The sequence below is a fragment of the Solitalea lacus genome, assembly GCF_022014595.1.
Classification (GTDB): domain Bacteria; phylum Bacteroidota; class Bacteroidia; order Sphingobacteriales; family Sphingobacteriaceae; genus Solitalea; species Solitalea lacus.
The window spans coordinates 354,460-373,533 of the sequence record NZ_CP091740.1 but is presented as its reverse complement, the minus strand read 5'-3'; the positions used below and the strand labels follow the sequence as shown (position 1 = coordinate 373,533).

General features: G+C 38.6%; 17 protein-coding genes. 7 read left to right on the top strand and 10 right to left on the bottom strand.

Annotation, left to right across the window (positions count from 1 at the left end):
- The first annotated feature begins 16 nt into the window (after positions 1-16).
- Together L2B55_RS01570 and L2B55_RS01565 are read left to right on the top strand one after the other, a co-directional pair.
- Positions 17-2,143: a TonB-dependent receptor gene (locus tag L2B55_RS01570; RefSeq protein WP_237848542.1), complete on the top strand. Its 2,127-nt coding sequence runs from the start codon at positions 17-19 to the stop codon at positions 2,141-2,143.
- A gap of 62 nt (positions 2,144-2,205) precedes the next feature.
- Positions 2,206-2,844, top strand: coding sequence for a hypothetical protein (locus L2B55_RS01565; RefSeq protein ID WP_237848541.1), 639 nt, complete (start codon positions 2,206-2,208; stop codon positions 2,842-2,844).
- Between the two features lie 75 nt (positions 2,845-2,919).
- Here L2B55_RS01565 and L2B55_RS01560 read toward each other — a convergent pair whose 3' ends face one another.
- The 4 genes from L2B55_RS01560 to L2B55_RS01545 form a co-directional block, all read right to left on the bottom strand.
- Positions 2,920-3,426 (bottom strand): DUF192 domain-containing protein, encoded by a 507-nt coding sequence (locus L2B55_RS01560; protein WP_237848540.1) that lies wholly within the window; start codon positions 3,424-3,426, stop codon positions 2,920-2,922.
- Between the two features lie 82 nt (positions 3,427-3,508).
- Positions 3,509-4,000 carry a DUF4199 domain-containing protein gene (locus L2B55_RS01555; RefSeq protein ID WP_237848539.1) on the bottom strand — a complete coding sequence of 164 codons (492 nt, stop codon included), beginning with the start codon at positions 3,998-4,000 and terminating at the stop codon, positions 3,509-3,511.
- Positions 4,001-4,500: 500 nt separating this feature from the next.
- Positions 4,501-6,045: a C1 family peptidase gene (locus L2B55_RS01550; protein ID WP_237848538.1), complete on the bottom strand. Its 1,545-nt coding sequence runs from the start codon at positions 6,043-6,045 to the stop codon at positions 4,501-4,503.
- Between the two features lie 25 nt (positions 6,046-6,070).
- Positions 6,071-6,604, bottom strand: coding sequence for a YfiT family bacillithiol transferase (locus tag L2B55_RS01545; protein ID WP_237848537.1), 534 nt, complete (start codon positions 6,602-6,604; stop codon positions 6,071-6,073).
- 110 nt (positions 6,605-6,714) lie between these two features.
- Here L2B55_RS01545 and L2B55_RS01540 point away from each other — a divergent pair, with 110 nt between their 5' ends.
- Positions 6,715-8,484, top strand: coding sequence for a DUF885 domain-containing protein (locus tag L2B55_RS01540; protein ID WP_237848536.1), 1,770 nt, complete (start codon positions 6,715-6,717; stop codon positions 8,482-8,484).
- A 54-nt stretch (positions 8,485-8,538) separates the two neighbouring features.
- On the opposite strand, the gene L2B55_RS01535 is transcribed toward L2B55_RS01540, so the two are convergent.
- From L2B55_RS01535 to L2B55_RS01515, 5 genes are all read right to left on the bottom strand, one after another.
- Positions 8,539-9,339 carry an alpha/beta hydrolase family protein gene (locus L2B55_RS01535; protein WP_237848535.1) on the bottom strand — a complete coding sequence of 267 codons (801 nt, stop codon included), beginning with the start codon at positions 9,337-9,339 and terminating at the stop codon, positions 8,539-8,541.
- A gap of 21 nt (positions 9,340-9,360) precedes the next feature.
- On the bottom strand, positions 9,361-10,665 hold the full coding sequence (locus tag L2B55_RS01530) for an IS1380 family transposase (protein ID WP_237848534.1): 1,305 nt from the start codon (positions 10,663-10,665) through the stop codon (positions 9,361-9,363).
- A gap of 57 nt (positions 10,666-10,722) precedes the next feature.
- Positions 10,723-11,844 (bottom strand): TolB-like translocation protein, encoded by a 1,122-nt coding sequence (locus tag L2B55_RS01525; protein WP_237848533.1) that lies wholly within the window; start codon positions 11,842-11,844, stop codon positions 10,723-10,725.
- Positions 11,845-11,921: 77 nt separating this feature from the next.
- A complete protein-coding gene (locus L2B55_RS01520; protein ID WP_237848532.1) occupies positions 11,922-12,800 on the bottom strand; it encodes a class I SAM-dependent methyltransferase in 879 nt (292 codons plus the stop codon).
- Positions 12,801-12,935: 135 nt separating this feature from the next.
- A complete protein-coding gene (locus L2B55_RS01515) occupies positions 12,936-15,026 on the bottom strand; it encodes a carboxy terminal-processing peptidase (protein WP_237848531.1) in 2,091 nt (696 codons plus the stop codon).
- A gap of 220 nt (positions 15,027-15,246) precedes the next feature.
- Between L2B55_RS01515 and L2B55_RS01510 the strand changes: the two genes are divergently transcribed.
- From L2B55_RS01510 to L2B55_RS01495, 4 genes are all read left to right on the top strand, one after another.
- Positions 15,247-15,525: a hypothetical protein gene (locus L2B55_RS01510; protein WP_237848530.1), complete on the top strand. Its 279-nt coding sequence runs from the start codon at positions 15,247-15,249 to the stop codon at positions 15,523-15,525.
- A gap of 167 nt (positions 15,526-15,692) precedes the next feature.
- Positions 15,693-17,327 carry a M1 family metallopeptidase gene (locus tag L2B55_RS01505; RefSeq protein ID WP_237848529.1) on the top strand — a complete coding sequence of 545 codons (1,635 nt, stop codon included), beginning with the start codon at positions 15,693-15,695 and terminating at the stop codon, positions 17,325-17,327.
- A gap of 14 nt (positions 17,328-17,341) precedes the next feature.
- Positions 17,342-17,650: a hypothetical protein gene (locus tag L2B55_RS01500; RefSeq protein ID WP_237848528.1), complete on the top strand. Its 309-nt coding sequence runs from the start codon at positions 17,342-17,344 to the stop codon at positions 17,648-17,650.
- 285 nt (positions 17,651-17,935) lie between these two features.
- Positions 17,936-18,148 (top strand): hypothetical protein, encoded by a 213-nt coding sequence (locus L2B55_RS01495; RefSeq protein WP_237848527.1) that lies wholly within the window; start codon positions 17,936-17,938, stop codon positions 18,146-18,148.
- 87 nt (positions 18,149-18,235) lie between these two features.
- On the opposite strand, the gene L2B55_RS01490 is transcribed toward L2B55_RS01495, so the two are convergent.
- The gene (locus tag L2B55_RS01490) at positions 18,236-18,988 is read right to left on the bottom strand and encodes a hypothetical protein (RefSeq protein WP_237848526.1); all 753 of its coding nucleotides are present in this window, start codon (positions 18,986-18,988) and stop codon (positions 18,236-18,238) included.
- Between the last annotated feature and the right edge of the window lie 86 nt (positions 18,989-19,074).

Below are 19,074 nucleotides of genomic sequence, written 5' to 3'. Positions count from 1 at the left end.
AACACTGACACAATTAATGAAAACTTTTTTTACCGCTTTTACATTCCTGATAAGCATTTTAACAATGAATGTTTTTGCACAAACAAAAATTTCGGGCATAATAAAAACCCAAACGGGAAAGCATCTAGCCGGAGCAGGTATAGCAATCAAGGACTCATATGACGGAGCAACCTCTGATAAAGAAGGAAAGTTTACATTCTCTACCGATGAAAAAGATTCCAAACTGTTAGAAGTAACCATGATTGGTTATGAACCCTATTCTAAAACCATTTTGCTCAATGGCACTAATATTAATCTGATAATCGAATTGGTTGAAACGGCAACAGAACTTAATACCGTTGTGGTAACAGCCGGAACAATGGAAGCCAATGACACCCGCAAAATGGCTCAATTGAAATCATTAGACATTGCCACTACTGCAGGAGCAGAAGCAGATATAATTTCTGCCCTCCAGACCTTGCCCGGCACACAAGCCACTAGCTCTGAGCAAGGTCTTATGGTACGTGGCGGCACCGCCAGCGAAACGAAGGTGTACTTTGATGGCATGATGATTAAGAATCCTTACCTAAATGACTTGCCAGATATTGCTTCTCGCGGACGTTTTTCACCATTTATGTTCAACGGAGTAAGCTTTAGTGCTGGCGGTTATTCAGCTCAGTATGGCCAAGCCTTGTCATCTGTATTGGTTTTAGACAGTAAAGATCTTGAAACGAAAACTACAACAGGTCTTAGTTTGATGAGTGTGGGTGGGGGACTTTTACAAACTAGCAGGTTCAAGAATAGTTCACTTCAATTTGGAGGACAATACATCAACTTAACACCTTACTATGGATTGATTAAGCAACAAGCAAAATGGAATTATGCACCGCGCAGCTACAGTGGCTCTGTAAACTATAAACTGAAAACCGGAACTACTGGTTTGTTTAAGTTATATTCAGAGTTTGCCAGCGGTAAACTTGGACTGAACTATGACAATCTTGACGCCCCAAACAAGCCCCACAGCTACTTCAACAAAAACAACAATTTACTTATAAACAGCACTTATCGCCAGTTTTTGTCAGATAAGGTTAAGATTGATGCCGGACTTGCCTTTAGTACTGACAACGATAGTATGAAGTTAAGCGCAAATAATATCGGTGACTATGATAGGATGGGAGAAGCACGTACTATGGTTACTTATTATTATGGTACTTTATCAAGCTTAAGGGTAGGGGCAGAGTACTACAATTCGTATAAGCATCAGCGGTTTGATTACAAAACACGAAGTATTACAGATAATCAATCTGCTGCATTTGCTGAAACAGATTATTATTTCAGTCGTTCACTAGTTGCCCGTTTAGGTTTGAGAATCGAAAATTCAAGCCTAATGGAAAAAGTCAACATTGCACCTCGTTTATCACTGAGTTATAAGTTGAATGCAAATTCGCAATTATCATCAGCTTATGGAAAATTCTATCAAAGCCCAATCGATACAATTCTAATAGCCCACCAAAACCCTGATTTGGGATATCAATCTTCGGACCATTATATTCTTAATTATCAATACACAACTGATAAGCGAACTTTTCGTGCAGAATTGTACTATAAGGATTATAACAAGCTCATTAAAAGCGACGGTAGTTCACATACCAACAATGGAAGTGGCTATGCGCGTGGCATTGATATCTTTTGGCGCGACAGAAAAACCATTCCTACAGCTGATTACTGGATAAGCTATTCATTTTTAGACACAAAACGCAGTTATAGAAATTTCCAGACTACTGTTCAGCCTTCGTTTGCCGCCAAGCATACATTGAGCCTGGTTTATAAACAATACCTTACTGCTATGCACTCCCAAGTAGGCTTTACATACACTTTCGCTTCCGGACGCCCATACTACAACCCAAACAATGTCAATTTTATGGCAGACATTACCAAAGACTATCACAACCTTAGTATGAATATCAGTTATTTGACCCGTCTTTTAAATCAGTTTACGATTGTTTATCTATCTGTAAATAATGTTGCCGGATTTAAGAATATATATGGTTATAACTATTCTACAAATGGATCCATTCGTAAAGCAATTGAACCTCCAGCTCGACGCACTGTATTTTTGGGTATGTTTATTACCATTGGAGGCTCTGACTTTAACGCCATGTAATTCCGACTTTATTAATCAATAGACTAATACTAAAACTTTATTCACTTATAACAACCACAATCATGAAAACTACTTTTTTAACTATTGCAGCAATAATTTCTACATCGATAGCCTTTGCCCAAAGTCCTAACTTTGAAAAAGGCATGAACCAAGGCTTTGAAATGATGAAAGCCGCCAAAAGCAGTGAAGAGTATTTATCCAGCTCAAACTTTTTTGAGCGCGTTGCTACAACTGAGAAAAACAACTGGTTACCCTTCTACTACTCTGCCTATAATCTGCTCATCAGTGGAGTCATGGAAAAAGACAACTCCAAAAAAGACGGCATCTATGATAAGGCTCTTGACCTTACCTTACAAGCATCGACATTGCAACCGAATACCTCCGAAATTGAAACATTAACTGGCTATATTAAATTGATGAAGGTATATGTTGACCCAATGAACCGATATATGGAAATTCAACCAGCAATAACTCATTTACAGAAAGCTAAGGAACTGGACCAATCTAATCCACGTCCTGTATTTATTATAGCTCAGAACACTTTTTATACCCCAGAAGCATATGGTGGAGGTAAGAAAATAGCACTCCCTCAGTTGAAAGATGCTATGGAAAAATTTGAAAGCTACAAACCGGCTAATGCATTTGCCCCTAATTGGGGAGCCGAGCGCTGTAAATTTCTTTTAGATGAAGCTCAGAAGTAGTTTTGAAGAACTAAAATAAACAAGGCGCGTTTACAGAGTTGAAAATGCGCCCGTTTTATTATTTAAGAAACGTTATTAATGTTTGAAGCTAATTTTATCTCCTTCAGATATGCCAAATTTATCACAAAACCCTCCGATAACCTCCACAACATATTGTGCATTTTTTTCTGAGCTTAAGTCTTGTTGTTCGTTCAATGGTTCTGCATTTTTACGAATTTTAACAATTTCCTTATTCTCATTCACATAAATAAGATCTAATGAAATAAAGGTATTGTGCATCCAAAAATTTTGCGGCTCAGCTTTATCAAAAGTGAAAAGCATCCCTTGTGTATCAGCCATTGATTTTCTGTACATTAACCCTTGAGTTCTTTGCTGCTCATCATCGGCTATTTCAATATCAATTTTTCTAATCTCATTGCCGTTTTTGCCAATAAAAGAAAGTTCCCCTTCTTTCAAGAACTTTGGCTCAGGTATCTCAGACAAACTCTCATTTGACTTAATATTTTCTTTTTTAGTTTCGCCTGTACAAGACGCTAAAAGCATCCCGGCAATTATAAACAAAGGTATTTTTTTGCTCTTCACGCTGTTAAAAATTAGTCATTAGATAGTTAAACGATTTTGCACTGTATTTATGATGGTAAATATAAAGTAAAAAGACTCTTACTTATTTTTCTTTTGCAGAAAAAAGGGCAAGCACGAAGCTTATGATTAGCCCAATAAACATGGTCCCGGCAAACGACTTTTGCATAAAACTCTTTAAGCTATAATACTTTTGGGCTTCAATTCTTACATGGGCAACATCTTTCCCCGCTCCGGCAAATTTATCCACTGTATACTCTACCATAAAATGGGAGTATTCAGGGTTAATAAACTTGAAATATAGCATTATACTGAATATACTTATAACGGCACAAATTACCGTAATCAACGCTCCAACCTGCATTGATTTCCAGAATCCCAGTTTCTTTCCCGATTCAAATAACTTCTTCTCAATCAGCGCCTTTCTAATACCCAGTATTGGAATAGTAATTGACAACAGAGTAATATAGGGGTGAATAGCAACATATCGATCATGGAAACCCAAAAGGTATTCAGCTACTAACCAACAAAAGTTTACGAAACTGATAATCAACGCCCATTTAAACTCCGTTTTCATCGTTCTTTAATTCATTACTTTCAGCCACCACCGTTTTTAAGCGTATTTTGTAGAGTAAGGTATCCACATTTACGGAACAACAATCTACTTTAAATCGCTTAAAAATTATAGCTATGTCAAAAAAGAAAAGAGCACTTTGGCAATTGGATTAGACACAGCTAAAATCAGGGAGTTCGCAGAGAAGTTAAATACTCTCATTGCCAGCTATCAAGTTTTTTATCAAAACTAACGTGGCTTTCAGCGGATATTAAAGGTGAAAAGTTTTTTTGAATTACACTTAAAAATTGAGGAAATTTACACTTCATGAAATAGCTGAAAAGGGATGGATGAAACTAGTCTGCACCTACTAATGATGAAGGAACCTGCTCGATTATGAGCAACTATATCTCCCTGCAGGAAAAACGGGCTTGGGTGTAATCTGCCTATGTGGCCTAGTTTGTAATATGTTCTTGCAGACACGATGCATAAAAAACTCCCGAAGCTTTCCGGGAGTTTTTTTACTATTTTAATATCTCAACCACCACTGCAATTGCTGCGTCTGGTTTATTAGCCGGCGCTTCAAACGAAATTTTCTGCCCGGCACTAAAACTTACATTCGAAACATTCATTGAGCCTAGAGCATTTCTTAACTTGTCAGGATAAGAGCTTCTTCCGGCAGCATTTATGGCCTGATTCAACTGTACAAAATCAAGCGGCTTTTTGGTCACAACAACCGCCATTATGTCTTTTCCTCCAACTTCATCAATTTGCATAGAATAATCCTTGGGAAATAATCTTGCCCCTGTTATACCACAATAAGGAGAATGTTTAGATGTATAGGGAAACAGAATAGTGCTTTTCCCTAATGAATCCTGGAACACATAAGTGTAGCACTCTATACTATTATTTACTTCTATTTTAAACTTAGTCCCCTTTTTTACGTGATTTGCAGTAGTAAAGACATTATTGCTTTTAGAATTTAGCGGGATATAACTCTTAGTACTATTATCAACTAATGCCACACTTACCTTAAATTCATTAGGCTTTATCTCGCCCTTTGAACCCATAGGATAAACGCCGTAAGCTTCCTTGGCAAAACGAACAAAATCATTATAGCGCACCCATCCAAATCCATTTTCTCCCCACTCCGGCCCCCAGCTATTCATAATTTGAAAAGCTCCGCCTTCAAGGTAATCATCATAACCGACGATACACATGGCATGTCCTCCAAACCCACGCATCGAATAATCTGCATTTGTTGGATGCCATACCTTTTGTCCCATCATATCCTGCATGAAACTTCCTCCCACCATCATTCCAATTACCACCGGGGCCCCCTGTGCAAGATTTTGACGTATGGCATTTAAGTCAATAGTATAATCATCCCCTCCTAAAGTAAGACGATTGTAGCCCAACATAGAGTACTGCTCGGCAGCATTCAATTGAGATGAGTTGGGCATTTTACTGCAATCTTTATCTGTATACGGAAACTGGTTGAATGGCAGGGCTCCGGTCTCTTTTAGTGATTTCATTGCCTTGATAATGTACGACCCTTGGCAACCATCCATTTTTATCTGATTATAAAGGAAAGCCGGACTAAATGCTATTTCATTTGGATTGCCTCCTGTTCTTTTCGATTCAAGAATTGTTCGGGCACCATATGCACTTGACCACGCCACACACGAACCTTGCTCTCCCTGATTTAAACGATCAGGACAAAAGTCTTGAAGCGTCACTCGTTCAGGCAAGGGGTTTTTATCCTTGTCATAAGCCAAAGGCTCAAAAACTTCTGCTTTATCATATTGTTTAATGTCGAAATTGGCTCCGGTGCTTAGCACATGTGCTGCAATTTGAGCTATATTTCCGCCACCAGAGCATCCTCCTTTAAAAAAATAGAATGCGCCACCAATAACCAACACCACTAACAAAAGCTTGGGATTTTTCAACAACAGGCTTAAAAGCAGCGCTATTAATCCTCCACCGCCTCCACCGCCAGAAAATCTACCGCCACCACCTGGAGGGCCTTGTGATGAGCTATCCTCATCTTTGACCATTCTTATAGGCATAGTATTAGGGTTTACTTATCCTAATTTATTGATTTTTAACGAGTAAAATATGACCCAAATGATGTTTTCCATGCCAAGCATATATTAACACGACTTCTGCAAGGGTAAGCGAACTACCTTTTTCTGGATGAAAGAATGTACGCTGAGAATCCTCATTATTCATAGATCTTAATAGAATTACCCAGCGCTGGTGCAATGCTTTTAGCAACTGAACGGAGACATTTACCGGTGTTAGAGTAGTGTCCTTCAAATTAGCCCAGCGATCTTCGAAGTACGGACGAATAGTTGGATTTTCTTCTGTAAGTGCTAGCTTAAATCGGACATAAGCATTCATATGGCTATCAGGAATGTGATGAACCACTTGCCTGATTGTCCACCCTTCGGGACGGTAAGGGGTATCTAATTGCCTATTGCTTAAGCCCTCTAAGGCAGCTTCTATTTGTATTGGAAGTTCTGCAATTTCTTCTATAGCATTTTTTATCTGCTGCGGGGAAACAACATCCGGTTTTTCAAATTTTCCAATTGGATATTTCAATTCTTCTAAATTTTGAGTGCTCATATTTCAAACCGATTTATTTAAGACCTTAAATTACATCTTTATCAATTCTATTTGCTCCTTCGTTTTTTATAAATTCGTTCCCAGACGAATCGAGATTAACAATCAACAGCATGAAGAAAACCACCTCAGCACTTTGCATTGCGTTGTTGGCCGGGGCCTGTAGTAACCCGGATAGTAAACACGAAGAAAACTCAGTAGCATTTAACAAAATGCTCGATCATTACTGGGAAGAGCGCATGAAGCTATTCCCGCTCGAAGCCACTGCAAACGGAGATAATCGATATAATGATCAACTTCCCATTGATGGCAGCACCGCGTTTCTAAAGGAATCGAAAGCATTTTTCACTAAATACAGCAATGAGGTTAAAAGTTTCGACAGAGAGAAACTAACAGACGAGCAGAAAGTCAGCTTCGATATTTTCAAAAGGGAAATGGAAATATCCATTGAGGGCTTTAATTACCATAGCGAATACCTGCCAATCAATCAGTTCACATGCATGCCTTTGTCTTTCCCACAACTTGGATCAGGAAGTGGTAACCAACCTTTTAACACAGTGAAAGATTATGATAATTTTTTAGGCAGAATTAATGGGTTCACTATTTGGGCGGACACAGCAATAGCCAACATGCGAATTGGGATTTCGAAGGGTTATATTTTACCTAAATCGTTGGTGGTAAAAATTATTCCGCAAATGGATGCAATACCATGCAATGATATAACTAAAAGTATTTTCTATGAGCCCATTGCAAAACTTCCGCTCGATTTTAGTGAAGCCGACAAAAAACGTATAATGACGGCTTATACAAAAGCCATTAGTGAGCAAATTAATCCAACTTATCAAAAGCTGGCAACATTCTTTAAAAAAGAGTACTTGCCTAAAGCTCGTACCACCTCTGGCATTGATGCCATTCCTCAGGGAAAAGAAGCTTATCAGTATTTAATTAAGTATTGGACCACCACTAACAAAACACCTCAGGAGGTTTACAACTTAGGCTTACAGCAAGTAGCTAACATTCGATCAGAAATGGAAAAAGTGAAAACTGCGGTTGGTTTTAAAGGGGACCTTAAATCATTTTTCAATTTTGCCAATACTGATAAACGCTTTATGCCTTATAAAACTCCAAAAGAAATTATTGACGCATTTTGGGCAATAAAAGCAAAAGAAGATCCTCAATTGAAAAAGCTGTTCAGCCACACCCCAAAAATGAAGTTTGAAATTCGTCAAACAGAAGCATTCAGAGCTGCATCAGCAAGCCCAGAGTATTTGCCAGGCTCTCCAGATGGTAAGCGTCCCGGGATATTTTATGTCCCGATTCTTGATGCTACCAAATTCAATACTGTGGGCATGGAGACTTTATTCTTACATGAAGCCATTCCGGGTCATCATTATCAAAACGCTCTTCAAATTGAGAATACGTCCTTGCCGGCTTTTCGTCGTTTTGCATGGTACGGAGCTTATGGTGAAGGCTGGGCATTGTATGCTGAAAGTTTAGGCAAGGAATTAGGCCTATTTTCAGACCCATATCAGTATTTGGGTCATTTAAGTGATGCCATGCTACGTGCCATCCGGCTGGTAGTTGATGCAGGTTTACACACCCAAGGGTGGACAAGAGAACGGGCTATCCAATTCATGATGGATAATATGCGTATTTCTGAGGCAGAAGCTACCTCGGAAATAGAGCGCTATATGGCTATTCCTGGACAGGCCTTATCATATAAAATAGGGCAGTTAAAAATTCGTGAGTTACGGGCAAAATATGAAAAACAAATGGGCAACAAATTCAATATTGCCGAATTTCATAACCAGGTGCTAAACGATGGGTGTCTGCCATTGGACGTTTTAGAGTCAAAGATGGACAGTTGGGCGGCAAAACAATAAACTGCAGATATATAAATGAAAAGAGGCTTAGTTGATTTTAAGCCTCTTTTTCATTTAATTCTTGCCCATTTCTGATTTTAAGTGCTTCGCGAAAAATTTCTCCATTGCACCATAAAAGTCCATTCTGTTTTCCTGATTCGAGAAGCCATGCCCCTCGTTGTCTTTTACTATGTATTCAACTTCAATGCCTCGCTTACGCAAAGCCTCCACCATCTGGTCCGACTCGTTTTTGTTTACCCTTGGATCATTGGCTCCCTGGGCTATCAATAGCGGAACCTTAATCTTATCGGCATGCATCACAGGTGAAACTTCTGCCAGCATTACACTATCCGCTTTTGGGTCACCCACCATCTCATAAAACATTTTACGATAAGGCTCCCAATACGGAGGAATTGTTTTCATGAACGTAAACATATTTGCCACGCCCACATAATCGACCGCACAAGCGTACAGGTCCGGCGTAAAAGTTATGCCGGCAAGCGTTGTATACCCACCATAGCTACCCCCATAAATAGCAATCCGATTTTTATCGGCAATACCCTCCTTAATCAACCAGGCAACGCCATCACTTACATCGTTTTGCATGGTTCGACCCCATTGCTTAAATGATTTGGTCCAGAACTCTTTGCCGTAGCCGGTTGAACCTCTAAAATTCATTTGTAAAACCGCATAACCTCGATTTGCTAAAAATTGAACTTCCGGGTTTAACCTCCATTCATCCCGAGCCCATGGTCCACCATGTGGGTTGATGATAACCGGCAAATTCTTGGGCTCAACCCCTACAGGAAGCGTTAGATAACCGTTAATCGTTAAGCCATCTCGCGAAGTATATTTAATTGGTTTCATTTCGGCCATATGCTCTTCTTTTAACCTGAATTATGCATTAGAATAGGAGAACTTACCATCCAGCAGGTCAATTTTAGCAAATAATCCATCCATCCATTGCCGCTTTTTGAGGGGCAATGAGATTTTTAGCACTTTTCTGTTGGCATGAGTTGCAGTCCAGGCTCCTAATGCAAAGCAATAGGATTTTAGTGTTTGGTGGGTAGCTTTATTGTGTTCATTTAAAGCAAAGTGTCTAAAAAGACTAATCAGGTTATAGGCTACCATGATGAACCGGAAGGAGGCTTCTGTTGCCCAAAAGTTTTGCATGCAGAAGTTTTCCAGACCAAAATCTTGTTTGAGCTCTTTAATCCGATTCTCGCAATCGGCCCTTGAATTATAAATGTTCCATACCTGGTCAAGAGGTAAATCCAAATTGGTCACATAGCAACTAAACCGATACCCTGGCATATCCTCAAAAAGAAGTTTACCTGTGCAATTAGGCCGATCCTCTACCCGTTTTTTGACAATAATATACCGCCTTGGCTTACCTTGTGAATGGCTGAAAGTCATTTCACTCAACTCTATTCCTTTGCTAAGGGTAATCCATGCGCTCCGGCAGAGTACTTCGCTTTTTATATTGGGATACATTCTGACGGCTACCACGTAGTTTAGCCGCTTTTGCTCAAGGTAATCAAGGATTTCTTCGGTATAGAAGCCACTATCTCCACGAACCAAACCCACTTTCTTCCCCTGCAGACAACAATCAAAGGTTTCCTGCATAAATGCTACGCAATTAGAACTGGCCGCGGCATTTCCGGGTCGCAACCAGGCATTGGCCACCATTCTGGTTTGGCTGATAAAAGCCATCAGAGGATGATGGGAGTTCCTGCCCTTTTTATTGGGATTATAACCTACGGCACTGCCTTCCTGTTCTCCATACCGGGTAATAACGGTACTGTCAAAATCAACCGTAATTGTGTTGATTTCCAGCTGCTCCATGAACCACTGCTGCAGGGCAGGGAATACTTCTGTATTTTTGGCTTGATTGAATTTATTGAAAAATCGACTATAGGTGCTCTGAGAAGGCATCTGCTTCAGACCGAAAATGTCTTGAAGAACCGTATCGTATCTTACCCAGTCGCAATGAATGTAACGACTGGCCCCCGTCCAAATACCTAACCAAAAGGACCGAACAATATCCGATGGTAAATATCCCCGATTGGAGCCTGCAACTGGCAGTGCCAGTTTATTAAGCTGTTCATAAATCTGGGTCTTATCAAGCATGCGCTTTAGTAAACTCATCCCGCCAAATGGGGTTACGGGTTTGTCTGAATACTCTATGGGCAAATTAACCATCAGGGTGAAGTTGTAAATCGCTTTGGGTGACTAATATAAAGACACTTATCGATTACTTTAATAATCTATTGCATAATTCAGGTTTAACCAAGGGCGAGTATTTGCTAATAGCTCAAGCTTTCCTGTATTAACATCATAATAGTAGAATTTATTAAACCGATCTGCTCCTACGTAAAAAACAATTTTATCCTCGTTTTTATTGAATGACATCACGCTAATATTCTTATCTCCCACCTTTGATTTAAGGTCGTCGAGAATTTTCTTCGCCTCATCATCCAAAGCCACCAGCTCACTTTTCCACGAAGTATAACCTACCACCATCAGTTTCTTTTGTTTCCTTGAATAATCGGCAAATTCAATGTCATAATCGGGATTTGAATAAACAGTTTTTATTTCTTTGCCTTTTTCCAAATCAAACACCACAAGTTCATTTTTATCACGGCCTCGGTTTGAAATAGCATAAACATATTTGTTATCAAAAGTGAAAAACAAGGGCATAACAGATTCCTTAAAATCCGTAGTAATTGATGTTTTGAAATTATCGGTTTCGTTATTGCGATAAAGAATTGAGGTTTGAACACCATCCGTGACCGCGGCCACCCTCAATTTTCCATCGTGATCAACCATCCATCCGGTTATATTTCCAGGATTCTCGTACAACATAGTTGCTTTTCCGGTGGCTAAATCAATTTTATATGGATCAAACACTTCTGCATTCCGCTTATTGGTTTGAATAATCACATGTTGATCATCAGAAGAAAGATCATCAACCAATTCAGTACGGTAACCTGCCTGGGTAATTTCCATTGGTTTAGTTCCATCGGCATTTACAGCAAAAAGCTGGAAGTTCTCATTGCCTCCTACATCCTGGAAATACATGATCTTATTAGCTTTCCAAAAGTAATTTCTGATATCGCGTTTAAGGTCATTCGTAATCCTAATGGCCTTATCGGTCCCGATCTTCTTAACAAAAACATTTAGCCGGGTTTGATAGGGTGCTAAATACGAAATGTAGTTGCCGTCTGGGGAAACCTTAAATCCGGTCATCGCCGGATTTTTGAAGAAGTCCTCAAGAGGAATTTGCGGAACCTGATCCACCGACCTTTGCCTTGCTGCAAAAGCAAAAAATAGCACCACCAAAACTGGAAGTGCTATTTTAAGTTGAGTATTAAATTTCATAGAAAACAGGATTGATTTACTATGAATTTAATAATTTACATTTGATTTACAGATGTTAAAATCAAATCCCTCTTGTTTTATTTACGATTAAGAATATAAATCAAAGAAGAGTATTCTCCAGTTTGTTGAGCCTTGATATTTGATTCGAGCCCCATTAAGAATGCTGAAAACCATTTTTTACGTCCACATTTATTTTGCTCACTTAACAAGCTCACATAAAATGAATCAAATATCATTGGTTTAGTTTCTTTTAGCTCAAACTCATGATTGCCAAAAAGTTGTTTAACTGATTGTTGAGAAAAGTGATAAAGATGACGAGGAACATCATAAGCAGCCCAATATTTCCCGTAATGCAAGGCATCATACGAATTATAATTAGGCACTGCTATAATTAATACCCCAGTTGGAGTAAGCAATTCTTTTAATCGTTCAATAGTGGCATTTAAGTCTGGCATATGCTCAAGAACATGCCACATGGTGATTACATCAAATTTCTGCCCGTTTAGTTCAGCATCAAAAAGTGATGGGTAAATGGATTCCTGCACTTTTTCTTTTGCCAAAGCCGAAGCTTTTGCGCCTGGCTCAACACCTTTAACTTTCCAACCAGCCTGCTTACAGACCGACAAAAAAGCCCCTGTACCGCACCCTATATCTAGCAATGCGCCCTTAGGGTGCTTCGATTCAACCAAAGCGAGCTTCTTTTTTAATGAATAGTTTCTTATCCAATTATAGATCTTTTCAAACAAACTCTTATTTCCATCAGTATGAGAAATATAATCATCACTCTCATAATACTTGCCCAGGTCTTCAGCCTTTGGTCGTGGTGTGGTTATCAGCAACCCTGTTTGTTCATCAATTTTAATTGAAAACTCATTTCCACTAACCGTATAATCTTTAGCAGAAATAAAATCCGAAAGTGTATTGTTGTTTATTGGTGAATGCAAAATATTTTCCATTAGTTTGGTTGGTTATCCCTGAAAAAGGGAGAGCAAAGAAAATCAAATTCCGAGATTTCAACAAGCAACCTTACTTAATAAAACAGGTCGAATGAAATATATCATCCGACCTGTTTCTATTTAAGCTTTTAGCTTTTACTTTTTAGGAAGTGTTTCTGCAATTGTATTAGCAACTGACTTGTTAATCAGCTCAGCAGTAATTTGCAGACTTTCATCTTTCACATAATCATTTTGAAGCGGAACTCTATCGGAGCCTTTAGCAACAGGTTTTTCTCCTAAAAGTTTTCTTCGTTGATTATAACGAACCAACTCCTCCTCCTCTTTCAAATCACGCTCCTTCTTCAATTGGTCTATATTCAGCACAACTGTTTTGCGATTGGTATTTAGCTCAAACTCCTTAATATCTTCAAGCATATACTTATACTCTGAATTTGCTTTCATACGCTTATCATGATCTGCTTCGATGACTGGTTTCAGCACATTTAGCTGCCCAACAGGTTTATATGGCGCTTGTGAGATTTGGTCCCATGGCAAGGCAGTAGGCTCTGAACTTTCACCAAATAAATTAGCCGGGAACATGCTTGGGAATGTAATATCAGGAATTACCCCCTTGTGTTGAGTACTTCCACCGCTAATACGGTAAAACTTAGCAATGGTAAGATTTAATTGACCCAAGTTATCAGGTTTATTTACCAGTTCATTAATTTGAGCAGCAGTTTGTACAGTTCCTTTACCATAGCTTTGCTCGCCGATTACCAATCCACGTTGATAATCCTGAATTGCGGCAGCAAAGATTTCAGAGGCTGATGCACTGAAACGGTTGACCATCACTGTCAATGGCCCTGAATAAGCAATTTCAGGATTTAAATCTTCATTAACCTTTACGTTGCCATTTGCCTCACGCACTTGTACAACCGGTCCGGTTTTAATGAACAATCCGGTTAGCTCTATTGCTTCTTGTAATGAACCTCCACCATTATTGCGCAAATCAATCACAACACCGTCAACACCCTGTGCTTTAAATTTGATAAGTGCATTCTTTACATCGCGAGAAGTTGAGGTATAATTCGGATCTTTTTTGCGCATTGCATCCCAATCAATATAAAACGCAGGAACGCTGATTACACCAATCTTATAAAGTTTTCCGTTATAATTCACCTGTTTAACTTCACTCTGCGCTTGTTGTTCACTTAAAACAACTTTTTCACGCACAAGAACAATGGTTTTCGGTGCTGAATTTACGTCAGCACCTGAAGGAATGATCTGCAGACGAACAACAGTGCCTTTAGGTCCGCGAATTTTACCCACCACATCATCGATTCTCCAACCTACCACATCTTCAAATTCCCCGTCCTTACCTTGTGCAACAGCAATAATTCGGTCGTTTGGCTGAACTTGCTTGCTCTTTTCAGCAGGACCGCCTTTTGTCAATTGCACAACCTTGGTATAACCCTCATCGTAGCGTAAAGTGGCCCCTATACCTTCCAGCGCTCTTGACATTTCAATTTTAAAGTCTGCAGAATTTTTAGGCGACAAATAAACCGTATGAGGCTCTACCGTTGAAGAGAACGCATTCATATAGGCCTCAAAAACATCTTCGCTTTTCAGTTTCGACAACTGGGTTTTGAGGTTTTCGTATCTTTTCTTAATGATATTATAAGCCTTTTGCTCATCTTTACTAAGCAACTTCTGTGTTATAAGCTCATAGCGGAGGCGCTTGTTCCAGTAACTATTTAAATCGGCTGTTGTACTGAACCAAGGCTCTTTTTCTCTATCCAACTCATAAGAATCCGTAGAGTCAAGGTTCATTTTAGTTTTAAGCAAACCAAGTGCGTAATCTATCCGCTCACTTAATCGATTTGCATAATGGTTGTAGATATAATAACCCGCAGTTAGATCGCCTCCTTCGAGTTGATCATCAAGCTTGTATTTATATTGTTCAAAATCTTTTACGTCCGAAGCTAACAACGAAGATCTGCCTCCATCAAGGTCTTTCAGATATTTATTAAAAACCTGCACAGACAAAGAATCATCCAGTTTAATTTTTTTATAATGGTACTCTTCTATTGCACCTGTAATTACTTTGGCCACTAAATAATGCTTAGGTTCGGGCTGCAAATTGAACTTCCCCGAGCCTACATCAGCGGTAACTTGTGGAGGTGTTGCCGAGCAAGAGCTGATTACGAACGAAAACGCCACAGCTTCTAACATCAATTTTCTTATCATTCTCTTTTAGGATTAGGATCTTGTATTCTATTAGTTTTAACGTTTTTTTACCAAAAACGAATAATTACGCAATTTTAATATTTAGAACAAATAATCTACAAAAAAGTATTCATCTAAAGTAGATTTTTATTCATTACAGGTAACAATGTTGATGTACAAAACCTGGTATGTTCTATAGAGTATTTATTTTTACAACTTGCAAGTTGTTTTTAACTGGAAAATGACGAACAAACCATTAAGGAGGCATCCATCACTGGTTCCCATTTCACAAATGCACCATGATGTTTTACTGCTAGCACAATTGCTCAGCCCCAAAATGCCAATTTATAAAGGCTTGCCTCAATCCAAAGCTGAGCGTAAGGACTATGCAATTAGTTTTTTAATCATCGGCTTAAACCCTATTTTAAAAACGACCAATACAAACTATTTACCCATTTTAGTGGTCACGACGCTGAAATTGATCAATTATTTAAAGAGGTTTCAGAAGAACAAGAGCTGATTATTCAGCTTTTTGAAGAATTGTCTGCAAGCAAGGACGACGAAATACTGACGACAAAAATCAGCACTCATTTAACCCACAATGTTCGCTTACAGGAACGAAGACTTTTCCCACTTATACAACAACGCATTGAACACACTATTTTAATCAACTTTAAACTATAACGTATGAACATTCGAAAATCATTCTTTTTGATTGCGGCTTCAGCGCTTTCCTTCTCTGCTAAGGCCCAACTGATGGATGGCCCCCGTCATTTTACCCGGGCCGATACACTAAGGGGAACTTTAAGCGCCGAACGTTCTTGCTATGACGTCACCTTCTATCATTTGGACATTAAAGTTGACACCGAACAACAATCGATTGAGGGATATAATGATATTACTTTTAAAACTGTTAGCGATTTTAAACGTATTCAGGTAGACCTTTTTGCCAATATGAAGGTTGATAAAATTGTTTGGAAGGGAAACGAACTCCCTTACAAACGTGAGTTCGGAGCGGTGTTTATTGATTTCCCGGAAAAGATTAAAGCCAATTCAACCCAAACCCTGCGTTTTTATTATTCAGGCAAACCAATGGTGGCCAAACGTGCTCCATGGGACGGTGGTTTTGTCTGGACAAAAGACAAAGCTGGCGATACTTGGGTCGGAGTGGCTTGCCAGGGAACAGGAGCAAGCCTATGGTGGCCTAACAAGGATCACCAAAGTGATGAACCCGACAGTATGATGATCAGCATTGCTGTTCCAAAAGATCTGATGGACGTTTCAAACGGAAGACTACGATCAACACAAGACCTTAACAATGGTTATGTAAAATACAATTGGTTTGTAAGTAATCCAATAAACAATTACGATGTTTCTGTAAACATCGCCAAGTATGCTCATTTCAGCGACAAACACAATAACCTCGATTTAGACTATTATGTACTGCGGGAAAATTTGTCCAAGGCCAAAGAACAGTTCAAACAAGTGAAATCAATGCTAACCTGTTTTGAATACCGTTTTGGTCCTTATCCCTTTTATGAGGATGGGTATAAACTGATAGAAACTCCTTATTTAGGAATGGAGCACCAAAGTGCTGTAGCATATGGCAACAAATACAAAAACGGGTACTTAGGAAATGATTTAACCCATTCAGGAGTGGGGACCAAATTCGACTTCATCATTATTCATGAAAGCGGGCATGAGTGGTTTGGCAACAGTGTTACCTCTAAGGACATTGCCGACATGTGGATACATGAAAGTTTCACCAATTACTCTGAATCTATCTATGCTGAATGCGAATTTGGATACCAGGATTATCTAAAACACATTAATGGTTACAAACAAAGCGTACATAACGACAAGCCAATTATTGGCCCTTATGGTGTAAACGAGGAGGGGTCGGGAGATATGTATTACAAAGGTGGATTAATGTTGCATACTATCAGAAGCATTGTGGGTGATGAAAAATTCTTCGAAATGCTTAAAGGTGTTCCGACTAAATTCTGGCATCAAACGGTAACAACCGATGACATTGTTAATTATGCCAATAAAAAAACAGGAACGGATTTAACCAAAGTGTTTTATCAATATTTGAAGTATACCAATATTCCAACGCTTGAGTTAAAAGAAATAGATGGGAATGTAAACTATCGCTGGAAAGCTGATGTTGCTGGTTTTGATATGCCAATTAAGGTTGCTTTAGCTGATAAAAAATGGAGAATTATTAGGCCAACCTCAACATGGCAACAACTTTCAGCTAAAACCACAGCTGATGTAAAAGTTGCCGAGGATCTTTATTATATCAATGTTAAAAGATTTTAAGTAATTCGTACTGTATGAATACCACCCAAAAGAAATACACAGACCTTGCCATTTGTCTTATTATGGACATACTTGGCATGAGTACTTACTCTATTCCTCTGATTGGTGAGGTAGGCGATCTCTTTTGGGCTCCGTTTTCGGCCACAGTTTTCTTTTTTCTATTCAAACGAAAATTTGGATTGATTGGCGGTGCATTTAATTTTCTTGAAGAGATTTTGCCAGGTTCCGACGTTATCCCAACCTTTACACTTGCCTGGGTAGGTAAATACCTGATTGGTAAACAGCAAGAAGAACCGGACGAAGGATTAAAAAAAATCGAGTAAAATACTTTTTGTATACAAAGCTCGTTCTACATATAGAAAATTTAAGTATTATTGGGACGAAGATTTAAATATTACTGGGTTGAAAGATTATGGTTGCAGAATTACATAAATTGGTAACACCGGTTAAAAGCCTGATTAATCGTTTTTACCGTTGGATGAATAAATAATATTAATTGATAAAAAAGCTTATCTGTTGCTTTTTGGGTAATTTTTCTATTTTTGTGGCTGAGTATTTATAAACAGGTAATTAACCTTTTCAACCTCAAAAGGAGAACTATAAATCAGATGAATAGAAAAGATAATTTGATTCCGAGACTGATGACATTTAATTTAATTATTGCCATCATTTTATTTATTGTTGCATTGGCAATATTTAGTTATAGCGGTCATGCCGCTCAAACAACATTTATTGAAATATTGGGAAAAGTTTACTTAACCATGTTTGCAATTGAACCATTTGCCGTTGCATTTTATTTATACTGGCCAGAAGGAGAATAATCCTTATTAATCCATCATATTAAGGTAAATAAAACCCGCTTAGTATTTAACACTAAGCGGGTTTTATTTTTCTGCACCTCGTTTCTACTAAAATTCAACTTCCACGTTCATAATTTGAGGGTTTATTATAGCTTCTTTCATAGAATATTTTAGAACCCCACTCTTTTTATTGCCACTAACAGTCATATTAGAAGCATTATAGCGTTTTATTGGTTTTGGAAATATTAATTCGAGTGTAAAGTTGGCATCCATTCCAGCATTATTAACCATATCATAAACAGCTTCGTTCTGTTTCATGTTATTCCTGAATAACACCGTATCCACTTTTCGTTTAAAATATCCTTTCCTATACTCATATGTAAAATAGTCAGACGTTAAACCCGATGTATTCCCGCTAAATTGAGCGCCTCCGGCCGGCATTGCTCCCCCAAAAGAAGCCTCCTTGTCAAAGTTTTGCAACCAAAAACGAAGTTCTTTCTCGTTAGAAGCCTGTCCGTTAAAATTGATCTTCATTAAATTGTTCATCATATCAACCTGAGCCTTCATTGTTGTAGATGCAAGCATCTTCAGCGCGTCCTCACTTTTTTGCTTTTTCACACTGTCCGGCACGGTTTCAATCATGGTAACCGTTGTGTCGATTTTCCGCGAAAAACTGACTGATTGTTGAACCGAATCTGGAATAAATGCCTTAAGCATACCAATACCTTTACTAAAATCTATGCTGTAAGCAATGGTCCCCCCTCCGTTATCCTTAAATTCTATTCGTTGAACTGAATCGTAGCAAGAAGTTAATAATATTGTAAAAGAGCAAAACAGTGCGAGTAGTTTAATGGCTTTCATAGCGCAACTTTTGAGTTATGGCTAAAAATGCACAAAAACATTCAATATCGATGTGCTTGGTCACAAATAATTGTAGCAAATATATA